General features: G+C 40.1%; 15 protein-coding genes and 1 riboswitch. Of the genes, 2 read left to right on the top strand and 13 right to left on the bottom strand.

Annotated features, from left to right (window positions below; all coding sequences use genetic code 11):
- Window positions 1-53 precede the first annotated feature (53 nt).
- The 8 genes from QOL76_RS12170 to QOL76_RS12205 form a co-directional block, all read right to left on the bottom strand.
- The gene (locus tag QOL76_RS12170; RefSeq protein ID WP_283413241.1) at window positions 54-1,769 is read right to left on the bottom strand and encodes a peptidase associated/transthyretin-like domain-containing protein; all 1,716 of its coding nucleotides are present in this window, start codon (window positions 1,767-1,769) and stop codon (window positions 54-56) included.
- A 145-nt stretch (window positions 1,770-1,914) separates the two neighbouring features.
- Entirely contained in the window at window positions 1,915-2,889 is a 975-nt protein-coding gene (locus QOL76_RS12175; RefSeq protein WP_283413242.1) for a FecR family protein, read from the bottom strand.
- A gap of 12 nt (window positions 2,890-2,901) precedes the next feature.
- The gene (locus QOL76_RS12180) at window positions 2,902-3,483 is read right to left on the bottom strand and encodes an RNA polymerase sigma-70 factor (protein WP_283413243.1); all 582 of its coding nucleotides are present in this window, start codon (window positions 3,481-3,483) and stop codon (window positions 2,902-2,904) included.
- A 244-nt stretch (window positions 3,484-3,727) separates the two neighbouring features.
- The gene (locus QOL76_RS12185; protein ID WP_283413244.1) at window positions 3,728-4,939 is read right to left on the bottom strand and encodes a hypothetical protein; all 1,212 of its coding nucleotides are present in this window, start codon (window positions 4,937-4,939) and stop codon (window positions 3,728-3,730) included.
- A 99-nt stretch (window positions 4,940-5,038) separates the two neighbouring features.
- Window positions 5,039-5,269 (bottom strand): acyl carrier protein, encoded by a 231-nt coding sequence (locus tag QOL76_RS12190; protein WP_283413245.1) that lies wholly within the window; start codon window positions 5,267-5,269, stop codon window positions 5,039-5,041.
- 302 nt (window positions 5,270-5,571) lie between these two features.
- Window positions 5,572-6,849, bottom strand: coding sequence for a sugar isomerase (locus QOL76_RS12195; RefSeq protein WP_283413246.1), 1,278 nt, complete (start codon window positions 6,847-6,849; stop codon window positions 5,572-5,574).
- A 102-nt stretch (window positions 6,850-6,951) separates the two neighbouring features.
- The gene (locus QOL76_RS12200) at window positions 6,952-7,140 is read right to left on the bottom strand and encodes a hypothetical protein (protein WP_283413247.1); all 189 of its coding nucleotides are present in this window, start codon (window positions 7,138-7,140) and stop codon (window positions 6,952-6,954) included.
- A gap of 2 nt (window positions 7,141-7,142) precedes the next feature.
- Window positions 7,143-8,567, bottom strand: a complete 1,425-nt coding sequence (locus tag QOL76_RS12205; protein WP_283413248.1) for a purine-cytosine permease family protein — start codon at window positions 8,565-8,567, stop codon at window positions 7,143-7,145.
- A gap of 97 nt (window positions 8,568-8,664) precedes the next feature.
- Between QOL76_RS12205 and QOL76_RS12210 the strand changes: the two genes are divergently transcribed.
- Window positions 8,665-8,886 carry a hypothetical protein gene (locus tag QOL76_RS12210; RefSeq protein ID WP_283413249.1) on the top strand — a complete coding sequence of 74 codons (222 nt, stop codon included), beginning with the start codon at window positions 8,665-8,667 and terminating at the stop codon, window positions 8,884-8,886.
- A 115-nt stretch (window positions 8,887-9,001) separates the two neighbouring features.
- Here QOL76_RS12210 and QOL76_RS12215 read toward each other — a convergent pair whose 3' ends face one another.
- The 5 genes from QOL76_RS12215 to pnuC all read right to left on the bottom strand — a co-directional run bounded on the left by QOL76_RS12215 (window position 9,002) and on the right by pnuC (window position 15,568).
- Entirely contained in the window at window positions 9,002-11,782 is a 2,781-nt protein-coding gene (locus QOL76_RS12215; protein ID WP_283413250.1) for a glycosyl hydrolase, read from the bottom strand.
- Between the two features lie 10 nt (window positions 11,783-11,792).
- Window positions 11,793-12,110 carry an L-rhamnose mutarotase gene (rhaM, locus tag QOL76_RS12220; protein WP_283413251.1) on the bottom strand — a complete coding sequence of 106 codons (318 nt, stop codon included), beginning with the start codon at window positions 12,108-12,110 and terminating at the stop codon, window positions 11,793-11,795.
- A 62-nt stretch (window positions 12,111-12,172) separates the two neighbouring features.
- Complete coding sequence (locus tag QOL76_RS12225; RefSeq protein ID WP_283413252.1) at window positions 12,173-13,672, bottom strand: rhamnogalacturonan acetylesterase; 1,500 nt, start codon at window positions 13,670-13,672, stop codon at window positions 12,173-12,175.
- A 218-nt stretch (window positions 13,673-13,890) separates the two neighbouring features.
- A complete protein-coding gene (locus QOL76_RS12230) occupies window positions 13,891-14,964 on the bottom strand; it encodes an acyl-CoA dehydrogenase family protein (RefSeq protein ID WP_283413253.1) in 1,074 nt (357 codons plus the stop codon).
- Window positions 14,942-15,568: a nicotinamide riboside transporter PnuC gene (pnuC, locus tag QOL76_RS12235; RefSeq protein ID WP_283413254.1), complete on the bottom strand. Its 627-nt coding sequence runs from the start codon at window positions 15,566-15,568 to the stop codon at window positions 14,942-14,944. Before pnuC ends, QOL76_RS12230 begins: the two co-directional genes overlap by 23 nt.
- Window positions 15,569-15,598: 30 nt before the next feature.
- Window positions 15,599-15,713: riboswitch (TPP riboswitch) on the bottom strand.
- A gap of 749 nt (window positions 15,714-16,462) precedes the next feature.
- On the opposite strand from pnuC, the gene QOL76_RS12240 reads away from it, so the two are divergent.
- Entirely contained in the window at window positions 16,463-19,510 is a 3,048-nt protein-coding gene (locus QOL76_RS12240; protein WP_283413255.1) for a SusC/RagA family TonB-linked outer membrane protein, read from the top strand.
- Window positions 19,511-19,617: the final 107 nt, after the last annotated feature.

The following is a 19,617-nucleotide window of genomic DNA, read 5'->3' on the forward strand; positions in this document are numbered from 1 at the left end:
CCGAAACATTATAGACCTGATGTTTTGTAGAGGAATAGAAGAACTGCTTAATGTTAAAAAATCACTTGCAACCCACCACTAACGCCTCCATAACTCCTGTAAATGCCATTTAACGTAGTTTTTTCCAGGATATTCCAACCTTTGGTGAAATCCTCCTGCCCAGGATCTAGGAAGGCAAAATTCAAGCTCGGGCCAGCAAAGATTCGCAGATGATTCCCGAATTTAAAGCCAGGGAAGAGTCGAAAAGACTGAATGTGGTTTGCTACTTCCACAAAATCACTTGCTGTAAGCGAGACAAATTCTGTGTCCAAAGAAAACTTCTTTTCAGGAATCAGATGAATACCCAATCCTGCTTCAAGCCCGATTGGAGTATCTATATCTCTAAGGTTGTATGCCACTCCGAGAATTCCATACATTTTTCTGCCACCTGATCTAAAGTCAAAATGCGTGAACCCAGACTCATCAATGGAAAGTCCAAGATTCTTCTCTCCATTTTTTATGAAGTTCAACAGGCCAATAGGATAATCACTTTCCTGGGCACTATTGATCAAAGCAAATTGAAATCCATTGACAACTTTGGCTCGGTTGTAAATGGAGGTTATTTGATTGTCAACAGACTCTCCTGCGATATTTGATATGCCCGCTAACTGGAAGCCAGCTGATTTTGAGGTATTATTAGTGATTCCGGCAAGTTGAAAGTGTAGAGATTGATCAGCGAGATTTACAATTCCGGCAATTTGCACCGTAGCTGTATCTTTGACATAATTGGCTATTCCGCCTACCTGAAGGCCTTTTACATTTCCCTTTACTTGATTTAAAATTCCACCAACTTGCAGTCCATCCACATTTTTATAGACAGAATTATAAATTCCACCTACTTGCAAGCCTTTGGAACTTCCCCCAACCAAGTTGAAAATCCCGGCTACTTGTAGTGACTTAACATCCCGCTTGTTGATGTTAAAAATCCCAGCTACTTCCATTCCCTCGATTCCAGCTGTATATCCGCCGATTAGGTTGAGCGAAAACTTGCTAATCGTTTGACTGCTGAACATTCCTTTTGTACTTAAACCAGGAATCAAGGACATTTGCACAGGGCTTTCAGCAAAGAAATTTCCCATGTTGATGCCCTGAAGCCTTTGCTTAAAACCTATAAATGCTTTACCGAGAAAACTCTCTTCCAATGCTTTGGTGGCACTATCACCAGGGATATATCGGAAGCGACGGTTCTCCTTCTCTGCTACAATACTCACCGTTGGCAAAAGCAAAAAGGTGGTATCACGATAATTTTCCTTGCTCAGGGTAAGCCAAATTGAAGAATCCTTCTTTTTATATTTTAATTTGAAATAGCCATTTTTGTCCGTCAGGGTGGAAGCAAGGCTGTTTTTATCATAAATACTTGCTTGGCTCACCACCTCTTGTGTCTGTACATTTTTTATGTAGCCCTTTACCGTTACGGTATTGAATCGGGTGTCCATTTCTGCATCCAGATCTAGCTTCTCAGGAGCAAATCGAATGATAATATAGCCGGGGAGTTCCTTGTATTCATAGTCATCTCCCAATTCTTTCAGTAAAAAATCGCCTATGGAACCTGAGAATTTGGGGGCTTCCAGCGTTTTGTTCAGTTCCAAAAGGCTGCTTTCGTAGGAGAAATAGAAATTATTTTGTGCCGAAAGGGAGTCAAGCATTTGCCGTAAACTCAATTCTTCATCTGATTCTATTTTGATTTTCTTTTCAAGCATCATTTGTGAAAAACCTTCTAATGAACACATCAAAAAAGCCAGGGGAAGGAGACAGTATCTAAAAAATGAGTTGAATCGCAGCATTGATAACTTAGGATTAAAATCTGGGGTAATTTAACAAAGTAAGGACTATGATTTTTTCAACCATAGTCCTTTATTTCCATGAGAAAGTTTCTTACTGTATGATTATTCTCCCGCTTTGTTGAACGATTGTGAGGTTTAGCGTTTCTCTTAGCACTTCAAGATTCTTTTCTAGTGAGCCATATTCCAACGTGGTGGTGATGGTCAATGCTTTCAATTCTCCTCTAGCAATTTCTATGTTTGAATCGTAGGCTTCATTTAATGACGCGACTAATTCCTGCAACGGAATTCCATCAGCTTGGAATCTTTTGCTGACGTAATAATTGTAAAGGTTATTGGATGGCGTAGTCTTCAGCATTTCTCCGGTTTCTTGATTTACAGTAAGTTTTTCTTCAGGTTTTAGAACTTCTTTTTTACCATCAATCTCAACTTGCACTGAACCAGTAACAACGATTACCTCAGTGATATTTCCAGTTGTTTTTACATGAAAACTTGTTCCAAGCACAGTGATTTGAACGCCTTCAGAGTGAATTACAAACGGCTTATTTTCATTCCTTTTCACATCAAAAAAGGCTTCTCCGCTTTTCAGGTTAACTTTTCTTTGGCTTGCGAAAAGTTTTTGGGAATAGTTTAAAGCAGTATTCTTATTTAACGTGATCTGGGTTCCATCAAGTAACGGAACTTCGATAGGAGAATTTTCTGACTGTAGTTCAACGGAGCTAAAATATGCTTTTCCCGATTGTGGTAGGAATGTCGAATAAACCCAAGCGGATACGAAAATCAAAGTAACTGCAGCTGCTACTCTAACCCAGTTGCTCTGTAAAAAGCGTTGATTCGACTGCAGTTTTTTAGCTTGGTGTTTGTCTCTAAGCTGTGTGAATTTCTGCCAAGCTCGGTTTTCATCCACTTCACTTTTCTCCAAAAGCAAGCTACTGGAATCCCAGATCCACTTGATTTCTTCAAACTGTTTTTGGTTTGCTTCATCTTCCGAAATCCATTTCTGTATAGCTTTGGTCTCCTCGGCGTCACTTTCCTGAAGCAAATATTTGATCAATTTTTCTTCGTTCATGGTTTCCATAGCTTATAGATTTATCAAAAACATCAAAAGCAGCGGAAGAAATTCTGCGAGTTCCACCCGCAAAGTTTTCAGTGCTTTTCCCATATGTGCTTCCACCGTTTTGATGGAGATCTCTAGCCGATCGGCTATTTCTTGGTACTTCAATTCCTCAAACCTGCTAAGGTTAAATACCATCCGACATTTCTCTGGCAGTTTTTCCAAAGCCAAATGATAGCGCTCATATAATTCATTTTCCTGGCCCTTTATCTGCTCGCCGACCTGCTCAGGTTTGCCCTGAGTCATTTCGTAGTGTGCATGGTCCCAATGCTTTCGTTTCACTTGTAGATGCTTGATGTGGTTTAGACTGTCGTGGTAAACAGCTCGGTAGAGGTAAGCCTTTAGCGAACTGCTGATTTCTAAGGTTTCCCGCTTTTCCCAAAGCTTAAGAAAAACGCTCTGTACGATTTCCTCGGCAGTTTCCGATTCTTTGAGAATCGCCATGGCATAGGCATGCAAAGCCTTAAAATAGGTTTTGAAAACGGCCTCGAATGACTCTTCATCAACGAGTGTGGGAGGGTTAGACGGATTTAAGTGTATCTCAGTCACTTTCAATTTTTTGATGCTTTCATTAAAATGACAAGCTGAACAGAATTTACCCTTAGTGCATTTGGTAAAAATACTAAGATTTTACATCAGAGTAGGCTGGAAGGCAGTAGACGGAAGACCGAAGTTGGCTCAATTTCATTGATTAGCCGAAAAAGTGAAGGATTTCATAACAGCCGCTTTTAAATAATAATAGGGCTATGATGCTTGAATTCTTCCGACTTCAGTCTCCTGTCTTCCGTCTAATTTAAAACCTCACATTAATTCCCGCAGTAAAACCCAATAAGGCCGCGTGGTAATTTTCTCTCCAAGTCTCATCCCAAATTGTCAAGCCAGTATGATCTACAGCTTCAATATCACTTGAATGCATATAGGAGAGGCTCGGTCCAGCAAAGAGATGTATGCCTTGGGAAATCTTCAAAGTTGGAAGTAATTGAAAGCTGAACTTGGAGAAATCGCTGCCTTCAAAATCTGTCAAATATTTGCTGACTCCTTCTACATCTAGTCTGAAATGCCTGGATTCTGCTAGATTTAGACCTAAACCAGCTTCAAAACCGTATTTCAGGTCTTTTACTTCCAAATTAGTTCCTAATCCAAGGATTCCATAAACTCGCTTTCCACCTGAGCGAAGAGTCAAAAAGGAATTGAAGTTTTCATCTATGGAGACACCTAATCTATGATCTCCATTTTTCACAATGTTGATCAAACCAATCGTCACATCACTGCTATCAGCGATATTGATTAATCCTATTTGCATTCCTTTTACTGTTTTAGCCTGATTGACAAGTCCGGAAATCTGAACTCCGTCTACGTGCTCAGCTACATTGGAAATTCCTGCTATTTGGACTCCTTTGACAGTTTTCGATAGAGTTGCAATGCCAGCTATCTGTGCTCCATCTATTTTGGGAGAAATACTTGCGATCCCCGAAACCTGCATTCCAGTCACTGATTTTGAAAGACTGGCAATTCCAGAAGCTTGGATTCCGTCAATCTGATTTGCAATATTTGAGATTCCAGCAAACTGCCCCCCATTTACCAAAACTGCCTTATTGAAGATACCTGAAGCCTGGAAAGCCGAATTGCCTAGGTTAATATTGCTTAAACCAGCTATCTGAGCTGCTTCACTAGCTTCGGAACTTTGATTCAGTAATCCAGCGATTTGAGCGCCGACAACTTTTCCAGTGACATGATTCCAAAGTCCGGAAATTTGAGCTCCGTTTACATCTCCTTTGACCATTCCTGCCAATCCATAAATAGCCGCTCCATTTTCTCCTCCGGAGATTCCTGTGAGCACATGTAAACTGAAATTGTTGGTGTAATTCGCAGCTTCAGTTCCATGGGTAGAAATGGGGTAGAAAAAGCCTAAATGTGCAGGGCTTTTCTCTTGAGCGTAGGAAATAGAGATGAAAGTGAAAAACAGAAAGGTGAAGAGAGGTGCTTTTAATTGGAGAGCTTTCATAGCGTTTGTATAATTAGTCCATAGACCAAAGACCACAGCACGATGTGCTAGTCGGAGGAATGTAGAATGATAATGATGTGTGAAATTTTGCTGAATGAATCAATCAAGCAGCAAAGCGATCAGTTGGGATGGGGCATCCACATTGATGACTTTATAGTCCTCGAGCTCTATATTGAGAGCATATTCCAATTCGTAAATCAATCCATTAAGGAAGATTTTGTCCATTCTTAGGTCAAAGATGAAGTGGTCGTGCTTTCGAGCACCAGTTAATACGATTCCGTATTCGCTGAACACTTGAGTGATTTTTCTGAGTTGGCTATATTTTCCCATGTTGTCATTTTTGTGATGTTACGTCTATGACAGCTCGGGTGGAGATTACCCTTAGTTAGGATTCAAAAAATCAAAAAATAAGAGCCGCACTTATAGTACAGCTCTTTGTGAAATTTAATATGGATGTTTTTTTATTTATATCCTTTTTTCCACATGTTATAAGATTAAACCAAATAAGGATTTGGTTAACACTAGGAGTGAGGCAGCTTCGGTCACCGGTCACCGGTCACCGGTCTTCTGTCTTCAGACCTAGTGAGCAAAGAAATTATGTTTATTGGCAAGATTACGGATAATAATATTTTTTACAATCCAGAAGCTATTGATTTTAAGCCTCTTTCTTCAATTAGAGTTTCTCTTACTTTAAGTGATCGGAAAGCTTTGATTGGATCAATTGCTCCTCCGGATCTGCGCATTGCTTCGGCAAGTAATGGACGAAGATCCGTTCTATAAGCGTCCTGTAAAATCTCCTGCGCAGCAGCCACGTCATGGACTTCCTGAGCAGCTTCTAGATTCTTGCTGTCTACCAAAAGTGCCTGCGCATAGGCTAGCTTAATGGCCTGAACAGACTGAATTAAATCTTCCATTGGATCTTTTAGATTGTGACTTGCATCGATCATCCATGAAAGTGGGGGATTATTCGTTTCGCTAAAACCTTTCACCAATTCCTGGAAAATCAGGAATAATTGATAGGGTTTTACACTTCCAACTGTCAAATCATCATCTCCGTATTTAGAGTCATTGAAGTGAAATCCACCCAGTTTACCTTCAGTCATCAGCGTCGCTACAATCTGCTCAATATTTGTATTTGGTAAATGATGTCCCAAATCTACGAGCGTATAAGCCTTTTTACCAAGCTTATTAGCTAGCAGAAAAGACGTTCCCCAATCCTGGATCACTGTGCTGTAGAAGTTCGGTTCGTATGGCTTGTATTCAATTAAAAGCTTCCAGTCTTCTGGAACTACTTTATAGATTTCCTGAAGGGATAAATGCGTGTTTTCCAGCGCTTTTCTCAAACTATGCTGCCCAGGGAAACTACTGCCATCTGCCAGCCAAACAGTCAATGCTTTGGAACCCAGTTTCTCTCCAATCTCTATTACCTGCTTATTATGCTCCACAGCTAATTCACGGACGGCAGCGTCGGAATTTGCCAAAGAACCAAACTTATAGCTATGCGTTTGGTCTGCCTGATCTTGAAAAGTATTGGAATTGACAGCATCGAAGCCTATTCCAACCTCTGATGCACTATCTTTTATCGCTTGGTAATCGGATGGAATATCCCAGGGAATATGCAGGGAAACGGCATTACTCGATTGGTTTAACGCATGAAGAATTCCCACATCCTGAATTTTCTGGATTAAGGTTGCCGGTTCTCCACCTCCTGAAAATCTCCCGAATCGTGTTCCGCCTGTTCCCAGCGCCCAACTTGGTATTGCGATTTGTAAGGCTTGAATCTTGGAAATCAGTTCTTCTACGTTGTTTCCTTTTTTGTCCAGGCTTTCGGCAAGGAATTCAAAGCTTCTTGTGTGGTCGGCGCTAAGAGATGTATTTTGAGCTTGTATTTGATCTAATGTAAGTTTCATTGTTTTAGATTTTAACCGCAGAGGACACGGAGTTCACGCGGAGTACACAGAGTAATAGTGAATATATTTGATGTCTTGCTTCTCCAGAAGCTGGACTTTAATTCAACTTTCCACTTCTTCCTCTTCGGACTTATTCATCCAAAAAGAAGCAGTGCCAAACCAGATTATGGTGCCGATCAGCATCAGGGTTTTGGAAAGTTCAGGAGTAATGCTTCCTTTCAAAACCAGAAAGGAAGGGATAAGTGTCAGTGCTAAAGCAGCGAATGATATTATTTTTAATACACTTTTCATAATCAGTAGGTTAAAGGAATAGTAGGAGAGACATTCGTTGTTTTTTTCTGGATAGCTTTTGAAGCAATCAAGTAAACAATCACTGCTACAAACCAACCAGGAAGTCCTAGGAAGAAGATTTCAACTCCTCCATAAATATTCAAACCTAAACAGAAAATGAGCGAGATGGCCCAAGTAATTCCTACTGCCGGATTGAAATGTGATTTGGTCAATTCTGCATAGTTGCTGGCAAGTCCCATTTTTGGCAGGACAAATACATCCAAGAAAATCACGGCTCCAAGTGGCATCAAAATCAATCCATAAAGCGCAACAAACTCCAATAACTGCATTACCAAAGCTGGGAAACAAGCGGCGATTGTTGTTATCAATCCTACAAACAAAGTCACTTTCCAGGTTTTCCATTTCGGATTGATAGATTGGATAGCGAGTCCAGCGCGATATAAAGTTGGATTCGCAGTAGTCCAACCCGCGATCACTACGCAAACTGCGCCTGCTATTCCCGCTGCTTCATAAGCAATAGGGCCAGGAGCAAATACTAAACTGCCTTTTGACTCCAATAGGAAAAGAGAATACAAAATTCCAGAGGCCATCCATGCGATAAAATGACCTAGGAAAACGCCTGTTGCAGATGAAAATCCATAGGTCCATTTTTTTGCGTAGCGCAAAAGTGACATATCAGCCATACCTATATGCATGCCCATGTTACAAAACCAAGCAAAAAACATGATATGCCAGAAGGTGAATTTGCTTTGACCTTCTAAAGGAACTCCATTCCAAATTGTACTGTCTGCTACAGGCCAAAACTCAGAAAATGAGGTGATTCCTAATCTAGGAAGTACGCCCACTGCTGCAGCGATAAAGATCATAATCATCCATGGTGCGGCGATATTGGCGAATTTTGATATCACACCGAAGCCAAACATGGCTACAAAAGTAGTGATAGTACCAATCGCAAATACTGTGACAATCCAACCTACACTATTTGGATAGACATCGGTGAGAGAGGGCATAGGAAGATTGAAGGGAATGCCAACTGCTGTGGCTGAGACTGCTATCATAGAACCTGCCAGAAAGCAGAATAAAGCTGCATTTACGACATTGTAAATCATCGTAAATCGATTTCCAGCAATTTTCTCCAATTGATAATACAATGTAGTTCTGGTCTTCACAGCTACTTTTCCTGTGAAAAATGCCCAGCTTAGAATGGCGAGAATATTTCCAACAATCAGACCACTCACCAGATCACCAGCAGAAGCTCCATGAGCTACGAAAAGTGGGCCTAATACAAACTCTGTTCCTGCGGTATGCTCACCGGCATAGGTTCCTATAAAGCTTTTCCAGCCTTTAAGCTTGTTTTTTGGAATGGGCGTGCGTTCGTATTCGTTTACAGCTTCGAGCCGTTGTTTAAGATTTTGTTTTTCAGACATTGATTTTCTTTTGGGCTTAAAGATGAAATTAGGTTAGAGGACAGTTTCATGTATCCTGTGCTATATGGGTGGGGAGTGCATTTAGTGTTTATTTTATATGATTATCCGCAATGATGCCAGTCACCTTAGATTCTTTGCTTATCAGGTTGGAAGACCGATGACTCCCGCAGTGGCGGGACAGGCAGAAGTGGCCTCAATTTTTAAGTATAACAGATCATACATTGCTTTTGACACCTTACTGGTAGAAAAGCGGATGTACATAATTTTATATTTGGTTTTGTTAAATCAGTTTCTACCTGAAAAGAACAATAAGTACTAGGGGAATTGATTAACTCTAGCTTTGAGGCTACTTCGGTCACCCGTCTTCGGTCTTCGAGCCAGCAAATCAAAGAAAATAAGTATACTGACATCATTGCAAACAATCATATTCAACACTAATCAAATTCTAATATCTGAATTTTTCCTTCTAATCCCGATGGCATAGTTTTCCAGTTACTGGCATCAAAGGGTTTGTAATCTATATTCACAAAGTTGATTTCGTGGTAATTTCTCCATTCGATTCCATTTCTATCAAGATAGCGAATGCTATTAGCCATAAGGTTTGCAACTTCTATTTTGATTGAATTTTTGCCATTTTTCAATTGCTCGCTGACATCCAATTGGTACGGAATGCTCCAGATATTCCCTGCGTACTCTCCATTAATCCATATTTTGGCAGATTCATAGACCTTATCAATTGTCAATAAGTATTGCTTGCCTTCTACCTTTTTAAATTCAAATTCACTGGTATAGCTGGCCTGACCAGAGAAGTCATCCGCCTCTGCATCACTTGTACTTGTCCATGGTTCGATTGTTTCCATGGTTTGTGCTGCTGGTAGCTTTGGCTGGCCTTGGGTAAAGGTAAGTTTCCAGTTATTCGAAATGTCCGTGCTTTTTGATGATTGGGAATAGTCAGGCCAAGCAGGAATAGCTAAGTTTACTTTATCTTCAAAAGTCTTCAGAAAAATGGATTCCCCTGATTTTAAATAGATGGAAACAGTTGTGTTTTCTGAATTATAGGTGGTAGGAAGTGTACCCGTTTTTCCGGTCAGTGGATCCATTATCATCACTGTTCCTGCTTTCGCATTTAGAGAAATGCTTTGAGAAATAGTATTTGCACTGTGATTTACCAAGAAATAATAGGTGCCGTCAGCAACTTTTCTACGGATAAAATCAAGTCCAGAATCCACCAACTTTTCTCTGTTGATTTTTAAGCTTTCCAAAGCTGCACGTGAGTCTCTATTCAGAATGACCTGGCCTTTTCCAAAATTTACTTTTCCATCTTGAAATGCTATTGAAGCCCATAATGCATCAAATTCCGCTTGTTTTGACTTTTGGTCAGAATGATATCCTGGGATTGATTTTGGCTTAGATTGAAAGATAACTTTCGCACCACTTTCAGCTAATTTCAAGATATCCTTCAATGTCTCCAAAGGCATAAACTCAGTCTCAGGAATGAGTAACACTTTCGCTGAGTTAGTAGGAGAGGTTTGAATGTGCCCATCTTTCACGGATGAATTTGCTATCATTTCATCCGAGATAAAATCGAGGGAATAACCTGCTTCCATTAAGCTTTTCGACTGCTTGTAAAACTCCGTTGGATGCAGCCATTCATCGACAGCATGAACCGTGATCATTTCCATTTTGCCTTTTGGCTCCGCCCAAACGTCGTAAACAGGCCAGTAAACCAGCAATTCATTGTCTGCTTGACCTGCTTGCAAAATGGCTTGTGATCTAGCGATGTAATCATTAAAGCCTTTAAAATGTGGCCAAAGACTGTTTTGTTGCGTCAGATTCAGCGATGCATAAAAAAGCCAACCTGGATAGGAGACATCTTCAGGACTGTAAGTGACCCCATGATAGAAAATGTGATTTACCCCTGCCAAAAACGCCTGCTCCACTTCAGGTTTCATCTGGGAAAAGGAAGATTTGAAATGCTCTCCCAACCAAGTGAAAGTCTCGGAGGAAACTAGATTTTTTCCAGTCAAATGAGCTGCGGAAGATGCAAACTTCAACATAATAGGATCAGGATCTACATTTCTGATATCTGCGCTGTCTCTCCTCAGTCCAGGAATAGGGAAGTAACTGGATCCGAAAGTCTCACATTCCGGAATATCAACTGCGGCATAGAGATCAAGAAGGTTTCCCGGCGATCCATGTGCTTGATTTTTGGTGAGTTTGGATTGTTCATGTGCCCAATCAGTCCAGTTCTTAGTAAAATTATTCAATAGGAGATCATTGATAGTTTCCCTATAATCGGACTTGACTCTTCGAACTAGCTCTGTGTTTTTCTCACTTTCTAGATACGGAAGAAATTCTTTCAAATCATATCCTCTTAGCTTCTGGAACTCTTCAAAAAGGTTGCCTGTATAATCCGCACCATAGACTTCAAAGCTGTCGTTATAAAAAGAACGGAAACCGTAATTCTTTCCTGCAAATGCCTTTTCAAAATATGAATTGTAAGAATCCACAGCAGGTTTACTGAAGTGATCTAGCGTGAAGCCAACGCCGCCTGGAGCTGCACGTTTTACCATTTGACCTGTTTTATCTAGAAAAATAGCCTTGATATGCCAAGCTCCGGCTTCGTTCCAATCAAGTTGCCCACTAGCATTTACATACGAGGTGATATCCTTTGAATTTAAGTTTTTGTCGTAAGCCATTACTGCTACAAGCTCAGCATCATATTGATTTTCTCTTTTCTTTTGGAATGTAATGGGAGTTGACAAAGGTTGACCATCTACCTTTTCATAATCCTGAATCACCATACGAGTTGCGGCATTCTCCACACTTACTTGGGGTCCACCATATGGCCAGCCCGTGCCTTGGGTCATATCAACTCCCATTCCAAGTGAATGAGCCTTCGTGACCGTAAAGTCTAACATGCTCAGCCAGTCTTCAGAAAGAAAGTCTATGTATCGATCTTCATAGCCCTTTGCGCCATAGATAGGAGCGATTTCCACACCGCCAAGTCCAGCTTCATTATACGTTTCCAGCAGTTTGGAGAGATTCTTTTCATCTACAGCATTTCCCATCCACCACCAGCGCGTCCAAGGTTTGGCAGTTTGTGTGATCTCAGGCCAATCGCTAGAAACGGGGGATTTTTGTTCTATTAGTTGAAAGCCAAAGAATAGTAAAATAGGGAAAAGTAAAAGCAGGAACCTTGATTTTGAAAGCATAGAAAATTGATTATTTGAGGTCGAAAACGTTTGGAAGTTCGACAGAAATAGGAGAGTTATCAGGATTAGTTTCCATGATATCAGCCATGTATTTCCACCAGCGCTGGACGATCTCGGTACTTCCAAGATCCTGAGAATTTGCTTCTCCTGCTATTACCTGAAAGGCAAAAAGGTTAGAAGTTTCTCTATCCAAAAATATCTGATAATCAATGATTCCTGTGTCTTTGAGTAAAGTGACCAATTCAGGCCAAATTTCACGATGTCTTCTTTCGTATTCTTCTTCAAAACCTGGAATCAGTTTCATTCGAAAGGCTAGTTTTTGAGGCATTTTGGGTTGAGTTTGTACGTTACAAAAAAGAAAGGATTAGGCGTTATAGAATTAAAAGTTATTCATTTTTTTAAGAAGTCTTTAAGTGCTATTCCGTTTAGACTTTCTATGGCATTTGCCACAATTTTGGCATTCAATTTAGCTCCTGCTTCTATAGTATGTGTGTGATCGGTATCGTTAAAATAATGGGCTTTTACATATTCCTCACCCTGTTCATTATATTGATCAGCTACTAATTGATTGAGATCGATAAAGGCGGTTTCGGTATCTTCAGCAACCTGTTTTGCCCAAAGTCCATAATCATTTTCAGCAGTGACAACTTTGCCATCTTTCCAGCTATTTCTAGGAATTAGCGAGCAAACAATAGGAGTGACGCCTTTGGCTTTTGCTGCCAAAATCATCTGGCGTAAATACTGGCCATAGGAATAGACTGTTTCCTGACTTTTTGTGATTGGGTTGTAGATGTTTTCAGCTTCCAAACCAGCACTTTTGATTGTACCGCGAGCACGAGCTTCATCATCCAGCGGGCTTGAATCATTGTGACCAAATTGCATGATCAGGTAATCTCCCGGTTCCAATTTATCCAAAACCTTCTGCCACATGCCGTAAGTCTGAAAGGTACGGCTACTGGTTCCACCTAACGCATGGTTTTGCACTTTGATTTTTTCTCCATCAAAATATGTAGCGATAAAATCTCCCCATCCCCAAAGTCCTCCCGCGCCATCACCTTGTCCATTTTTCACCGTAGAATCACCAATTAGAAATAGCGTGGGCTTATCCTTTTTTAAATAATCTTTCAAATCACAATCCTTCAGATCTCGCAAAACTTCCGTAACTGACCAAGCATTGATTCTTGCCCCAGCTTCATTGGTATGCGTGTGATCTCTTTCAAAAAGTCCTTTTACGACTTCCTGACCCCATTTGTCATATTGATCTGCAACTATTGAATTGAGGTCAATGAATGGAACGCCATGTCTTCTTGCTGCATCTTTGGCCCATTTCCCAAAGTCTTGATTGGCTCTTTCTACATCTCCATCCTGGAATTTATTGCGTGGAATCATGGATGCCACGATTGGAGTTGCGCCTTTAGCTTTGGTATCGGTGATGAACTTTTCAAGATACCAGCCATAGGTATGTACAGTTTCTTTTGTTCCATCTGGCCAGATGAGTTCCTTGGTTTCATCTCCCATTCCGCGTAACACACCTCTATAACCAGCCTTTGTGGTATCAGGAACAGAACCTTCGTTATGACCAAATTGCATAATTACGTAGTCCCCAGGCTTTAAGGTTTCTAGAACTTTTTCCCATCGGCCTTCTTTGGTAAAGGTTCGGGTACTTCTGCCAGCCATGGCTTGGTTGCTTACTTCAAGTCTTGTGCTATCAAAAAACTCCTGAAGTACATTTCCCCAACCTCGTTGCAAATTGCCTTCTCCACCATTTCTAACTGTAGAATCACCGATTAAGTAGAGAGTTTTCTTATCATTTCTGTATTGATGAAAGGCAGTAAAAAGTAGTGCTAGAACAAGGATTGAAAAGGTTTTTAGGGCTGCTTTACTATTCATTTGTTAGAAGGGTTTGCAATAACAATCGCTGTTTTTTACTGACCCAATGTAAGGAAGAATAGTTGACCAACCTGCCTGTGCTTACCTTTTAAAGGTGTATTTGATCGAATTGCCTATAAATTTGATTGTAAACAGTTGAAACCTAAAAAGAAAATTCTCTGCACGAACCTGCGAAATAAATCTGAGCAGGTCTGCGGGAAAATGTCAGTTAACCTTGGCTAAAATGGAAATATCAGCAAGGCGTGCTGTCCCACAGTATTAAAATCACGCCATACCCGATTCAATTCTGTGTGAGTTTTTGCAGCTTCCAAACCGGAGAATGGATAAAGTTTCCCGTTTATCTCTCTGCACTGCTGGGTAAGTTTACGGCTGATTTTGCTGACTTTCTTTAATCTTGCATGAGAGATTCTGCCCTTTTGCTCCAGTTCTTCCCAAGATGAGTTCACTTGGCTATAAAATTCATCTCTGAGTTTTTGAAGCTTTTTATCTTGTTTAGTTAGAAGATCTTGGAAGTAGCGAAGGTGTTTTTTGTCATACTTTCTATACTCATGTCTTTTCCAGAAAGACTGTTCTATCAATTCTTTTAGGTGTTTGGAAATGCCTAGAATATTTGCCGCCAGTGTAGTTTCAGCAAATTGTAAAAATGGATATTGGTAAACTGAAGCTTTCAATTGAGCTTTGTTGGGAAGGATTTCAAAGCAGCGACTTAGAGGAACGCTTAAGTTCTCACATTTAAAAGCATGACTTCCGGTTGCGATCATTCCCATGTAATTCCAGCCGTCAAGAATCTCCACGTCTTTTCTATCCAATACAAAGGCTTTTACGACTGGCTTTCCTTTTTTATCAAGAAGCGCTTTTCCATTTTCATAAATCTCACAGTTTGCAGTAAGATGTGTGGCATGTAAAGCTCCCGAAGCATAGGTCCAGCTTCCCGAAATCAAGTAGTTTTCTCCGATTTTATCGGCTTTTCCTCCTACAAAGCCACTTCCAGCTAGACAGAGTTTTTCGTCAGGAAAAATGTCTTTGCGCACTGACTCATCCATAAATCCCACAAACCAAGCTGCGCCTGCGCATAGAGTCACGGTCCAGCCCAAACTTCCATCCAGCTTTGCCAATTTCTCTTCGATTTTTAGCGCTTTGGGTAAGGTGCATTCCAGGCCTCCTAGATCTTTTGGAACGAAAAGCTTAAAGTACTTTTTAGCATAAATTTCTGTCAGCCACTCTTTTGGAAGCTTTCCCAATTTTTCTGCCTCCTGTGCAAGTTCCTGATTAAACAGTTTTGAGTTTTGCATTGGGTTGGTCCAGTTCTTTTTTCCAATCGAAGTAGCCGAAAATAGCTACGATGAAAAGGAAAATGGTCAGTAATGAGATTAAAATCAAGTCTTTATGAAAGAGCAAGGGAATGGCAATAATATTCGATACGTTCAGCCAAATCCAATTTTCCAGCTTTCTTTTGGCCAAAAGCCACATACCAGCCCAGGCCGTTGAGGAAACAAAAGCATCAACCACTGGCACATCCGAATCTGTGAAATTGGTGAGCATAAAATAGAGAAATCCCCAGCCTAGTAAAGCAATGGCCCAAGTGATTTTCTGTTCTTTTGCCGTACTTCTGGAGATAGAAGAAGCTCCGCTGGCAGAGCGATTTTTCCACATAGCCCAGCCGTAAATACTCATGACGAGGTAGTAAGCATGGAGTAAAGTTTCTGCATAGAGTTTGGCATCCACGAGCAGAAAGCCTGAACACAGAATTCCAATAATTCCAGCAGGGTAGAGTAGGACATTATTTTTGCGAGCAAGAAGCACTTCAGTGACTCCAAAACTCACAGCAATCCATTCCAGTAAACTGGTGGCTTTGATCTGCTCAGCGAGCAGACTCAGGTCAATCGATACTAACATTTGAATAACGTTTTATGATTATTCAAAAAAGGGAGAACAGTAATCTAGTCCCTACGCCGGCATTACCCGGATCAGGTGTACAGTGATCACTCACTGATGGGTATGATCTCAGCCCGTAACTTTTAGGGCACCCCTTAATTGATGAGTCAAATATAGAATTATTATTTCGAGAGCTAGATGATTTGATGTAGAAGCTGCTTGAATTTAATTATTTGTATATCTGATTTTCTAACAATAAGGAGGCAAAAGCAATGCAAGATATGGTACTTAGTAAGGGTCTTTTGTTAGAAAAAATATGTGCTATCGGTTGCACTTCAATTCTTATAATCCAGTGAAAATAATCTCTACTTTTTATTCTAAACAAATATTTTCAAACTATTAATCTACATTTCTATTACGGTTGCCAAGTCAAAAACTCCAGTCTGAGCAATCCTTCTTTGAAACAAAAGGCCAAAAAAAAATGCCACGGTTTTTAAGCATCCTTACAGTTTTTTTTAATACAAGTGAGCGTAAAAGGTTCAATTGTGTGCTTTTTCAAACTATAAAAGAAGATTCGATTGATATTTTTTATTTAAAGTAGTTTATGGAAGGGCTTGATCTGCTCACTCTACCTAAACCACTTGAAAGCTAGATATTCTGTTAAACTAAGATTACTTAAAATTTCATTGGCTGAAATTGCTCTAGGCATTAGTTACTACTGGGAAAACTAAAAATAATTTGATTTTGATTTGGAGGCAAAAAAAATACGTGTTATAATGCAATCGATTGCGCAATCGATAGGGCGTAGTTATAATTTTAACACTAAACCTAAATTTTATCATGGTACAAAATTTACCCAAAATTCCGCCGTCTCTAGAATCTCCTCCACGGAGTAATTCTTTAAAAAAATGGTATTTGGTATTCCTATTAGGAATTTGCTTTTCTATTTCAGGTTTTGCTCAGCAGACAGTTACCGGGACGATAATTTCATCAGATGATGGACTTGCTTTACCCGGTGTTTCAATTCTAATTAAGGGGACCACCACTGGAACCACGAGTGATGTTGATGGAAAGTATTCGTTATCTGTGCCGGATGAAAAATCCGTATTAGTTTTTTCCTTTATTGGCTACAACTCTCAGGAAGAGGTGGTAGGATCAAGGTCAATTGTAGATGTTGAGCTTGGTGTAAACATCACCGAGCTGGAGTCTGTGGTAGTAGTAGGGTATGGTACACAAAAAAGAGCCGATGTAACAGGGGCTATTGCGGGAGTGGATAGTGAAATCATCACTGAAAGAGGAACTACTAGTGCTATTCAGTCTTTACAAGGAACAGTGGCTGGTGTTCAGGTCAGTAATAGCACAGGTCGATTAGGAGATGGTTTTAATATGACCATTCGTGGTAATAATTCACTTGCGGGTTCATCTCCGCTCTATGTAGTCGATGGAGTGATTACTAGTGGGATTGATTTTTTAAATCCAAATGATATTGAAAAAATAGAAGTATTAAAGGATGCGTCTTCGGCTGCTATCTACGGTTCTAGAGCTGCTGGTGGTGTAGTGATAGTACAAACTAAGACTGGAACCACATCACAAAATAAGACAAATGTTTCGTTCGAGACTTTTTACGGTGTGAAGACTCCTGCCAGATTGCCAGAAATGATGAGCTTGGAGCAATGGAGGGATTATCATTATGCTGCGTACTTGGGAACTACCAAAAATGGCGCTGGTATGACCCCTGCTGATTATGAAAATGTGGTGATAGGGGGCTCAAATGCAGTCTTGAAGGAAAGATTTGATAATCTGGAAGGCTACGACTGGTATGATGGTGTGCTACAAAACGGTCTTCAGACAAACAGCCACCTATCTGTTTCGCATAGAAATGGTGCATCCACTTACAATTTGGGTATAGGTTATCAAAATGAAACTGGGAATTTGAAGAATGAGTCTTTAGATAAGTACACATTCAACATAAATATCAACCAAAGTATAAACGATAAGCTAACCGCTGGAGCGAATATGGCTTTTTCTTTTGGCACAAATCAAAGAGGGAGTAGCATAGCAATGCAGGAAGCATTTAGGCTAAATCCATTTTTAACTCCTTATGCAGTTGATGAAAATGGAAATGAGATAAGTGGAGAGCTCTTCCCACAGCCAGGTAAATTGACTTACCCTGATGGGTCATTTGCAGTAAATAAGACAAGTACATACAACCCCCTTTTGGAGATAGCCAATACAAGTGATGAGACACGCACTATACGTGGAGTTGGGAATGCTTTCTTACAATATGATGCATTAGAATGGTTAAGCTTGAAATCTACATTTTCTGTTGGATTGAATAATAATAGAAGAGGATTATACTGGGGAGCAATGACCAATACTGGTATCAGCAATGGTAATTTACCATCTTCCGAACTGGAATTTGTAGATAAATTGAATTACACTTGGGATAACCAACTTAATGTAAATCAAGCTTTTGGCGATCATGCGTTCAACTTTCTTGCATTACAAAGCATTTTTGTGGATCGCACTGAAACTGCCTACATGGGCTCGACTCAGCAGCCTTTCGAAACAGAGTTTTACAATGTAGGATCAGGGTTACAGTCTACTTATTCTTTAGGAAATTCATTTCGTAAGAATCAGTTAGCTTCTTTTGCTCTACGCTTAAATTATGCCTTAAAGGATAAATATTTAGTCACAGTTTCCAATAGATGGGATGGATCTTCTCTATTATCAGAAGGAAACAAGTGGCAATCTTTTCCTTCAGTTGCTTTAGGCTGGAGATTGAGTGAAGAGGACTTTTTGGTTAATTCCGGCACTGTTTCAGATTTGAAATTGAGAGCGGGATACGGCACAGTAGGTAACAACAACGTGGCTCCGTATACTACGGTAAATACACTGACCAATCAGACTTATTATGATTTTAATGGCACTACTGCTAATGGTTGGGTACAGAATTCACTTGCCAACAAATCCCTTACATGGGAGAAAACCACAGAAATTAATCTAGGTGTGGACTTTGGTTTTGCTAATAACCGCATTACTGGTAGCATTGATTGGTATGATAGACTGTCTGACGAATTACTGGTAAGTCAAAAGCTTCCGCTGGAAATTGGTTTTAGTAACATCAGATCAAATGCTGCATCTGTGAAAAACACCGGGGTTGAGGTTATGTTGAATACAATAAATCTGGAAACCAACTTAGTGACTTGGTCCACCATGTTCACTTTTACCAAAAACACCAATACAATAGAATCTATTTATGGTCAATCTGAAACTGATGACGTAGGAAATGGCTGGTTCATTGGTGAGTCAATTGATTCACATTACAACTTTGTGTATGACGGCGTATGGCAAGCTAATGAAGATGCTGCCGCTTACAATCAGAAAGAAGGGGAGGCTAAAGTAGTTGATGTAAATAACGATGGAAAAATCAGTCCAAATGATGATAGAGTTATTTTAGGATCATCTAATCCTTCTTGGACAGGAGGATTGATTTCTAGACTACAAGTTGGTGCCTTTGATATGAATATTGCTTTGGCTACTCAACAAGGAGTTTTGGCTTTCAGTGATTTTCACAAAAATTTCACCGATGTGAAAGATAGAGGTAGACAAAAAGCAAATATCGGTGAGTTTTATGTTCCTGAAAACAGTGTAGGTGTACCTACTCAATATACCAATAAATATCCTCAGCCACGAGCAGAGGGCCAGTATTGGGGAAATGGAATAGCTTATTATAAGGATGCTTCATTTGTGAAAATCAATAACATATCCCTAGGCTATACCATTCCACAAAGCTTGCTAAGCAAGATCAATGTGCAGAGCCTGAGACTTTATGTAAATGTGCTCAATCCATTCACTTTCACAGATTACGATGGATGGGATCCAGAGTGGGCAGAGGCTTCCTTGGGCGTAGGGCGAGTGAGCAGCATAACTACCCAATTTGGTTTAAGCTTAAAGTTTTAAATAAAATAGATATGAAATCGAGCATGATGATAGACTCCACACAAGGGATGAATATCAGCTTCACGAGATCCTTCCGAGAATCGGGAAAGGCTATCTGACAATAAAAA

The sequence above is a fragment of the Algoriphagus winogradskyi genome, assembly GCF_900182815.1.
GTDB classification, from domain to species: domain Bacteria; phylum Bacteroidota; class Bacteroidia; order Cytophagales; family Cyclobacteriaceae; genus Algoriphagus; species Algoriphagus winogradskyi.

What these genes read in the sequence shown, in the direction of transcription:
- rhaM (WP_283413251.1), bottom strand. Translation starts at nt 12,110, where the DNA reads ATGCCTCAAAAACTAGCCTTTCGAATGAAACTGATTCCAGGTTTTGAA.
- QOL76_RS12205 (WP_283413248.1), bottom strand. Translation starts at nt 8,567, where the DNA reads ATGTCTGAAAAACAAAATCTTAAACAACGGCTCGAAGCTGTAAACGAA.
- pnuC (WP_283413254.1), bottom strand. Translation starts at nt 15,568, where the DNA reads ATGTTAGTATCGATTGACCTGAGTCTGCTCGCTGAGCAGATCAAAGCC.
- QOL76_RS12200 (WP_283413247.1), bottom strand. Translation starts at nt 7,140, where the DNA reads ATGAAAAGTGTATTAAAAATAATATCATTCGCTGCTTTAGCACTGACA.
- QOL76_RS12210 (WP_283413249.1), top strand. Translation starts at nt 8,665, where the DNA reads ATGATTATCCGCAATGATGCCAGTCACCTTAGATTCTTTGCTTATCAG.
- QOL76_RS12185 (WP_283413244.1), bottom strand. Translation starts at nt 4,939, where the DNA reads ATGAAAGCTCTCCAATTAAAAGCACCTCTCTTCACCTTTCTGTTTTTC.
- QOL76_RS12215 (WP_283413250.1), bottom strand. Translation starts at nt 11,782, where the DNA reads ATGCTTTCAAAATCAAGGTTCCTGCTTTTACTTTTCCCTATTTTACTA.
- QOL76_RS12225 (WP_283413252.1), bottom strand. Translation starts at nt 13,672, where the DNA reads ATGAATAGTAAAGCAGCCCTAAAAACCTTTTCAATCCTTGTTCTAGCA.
- QOL76_RS12170 (WP_283413241.1), bottom strand. Translation starts at nt 1,769, where the DNA reads ATGTGTTCATTAGAAGGTTTTTCACAAATGATGCTTGAAAAGAAAATC.
- QOL76_RS12195 (WP_283413246.1), bottom strand. Translation starts at nt 6,849, where the DNA reads ATGAAACTTACATTAGATCAAATACAAGCTCAAAATACATCTCTTAGC.
- QOL76_RS12190 (WP_283413245.1), bottom strand. Translation starts at nt 5,269, where the DNA reads ATGGGAAAATATAGCCAACTCAGAAAAATCACTCAAGTGTTCAGCGAA.
- QOL76_RS12230 (WP_283413253.1), bottom strand. Translation starts at nt 14,964, where the DNA reads ATGCAAAACTCAAAACTGTTTAATCAGGAACTTGCACAGGAGGCAGAA.
- QOL76_RS12175 (WP_283413242.1), bottom strand. Translation starts at nt 2,889, where the DNA reads ATGAACGAAGAAAAATTGATCAAATATTTGCTTCAGGAAAGTGACGCC.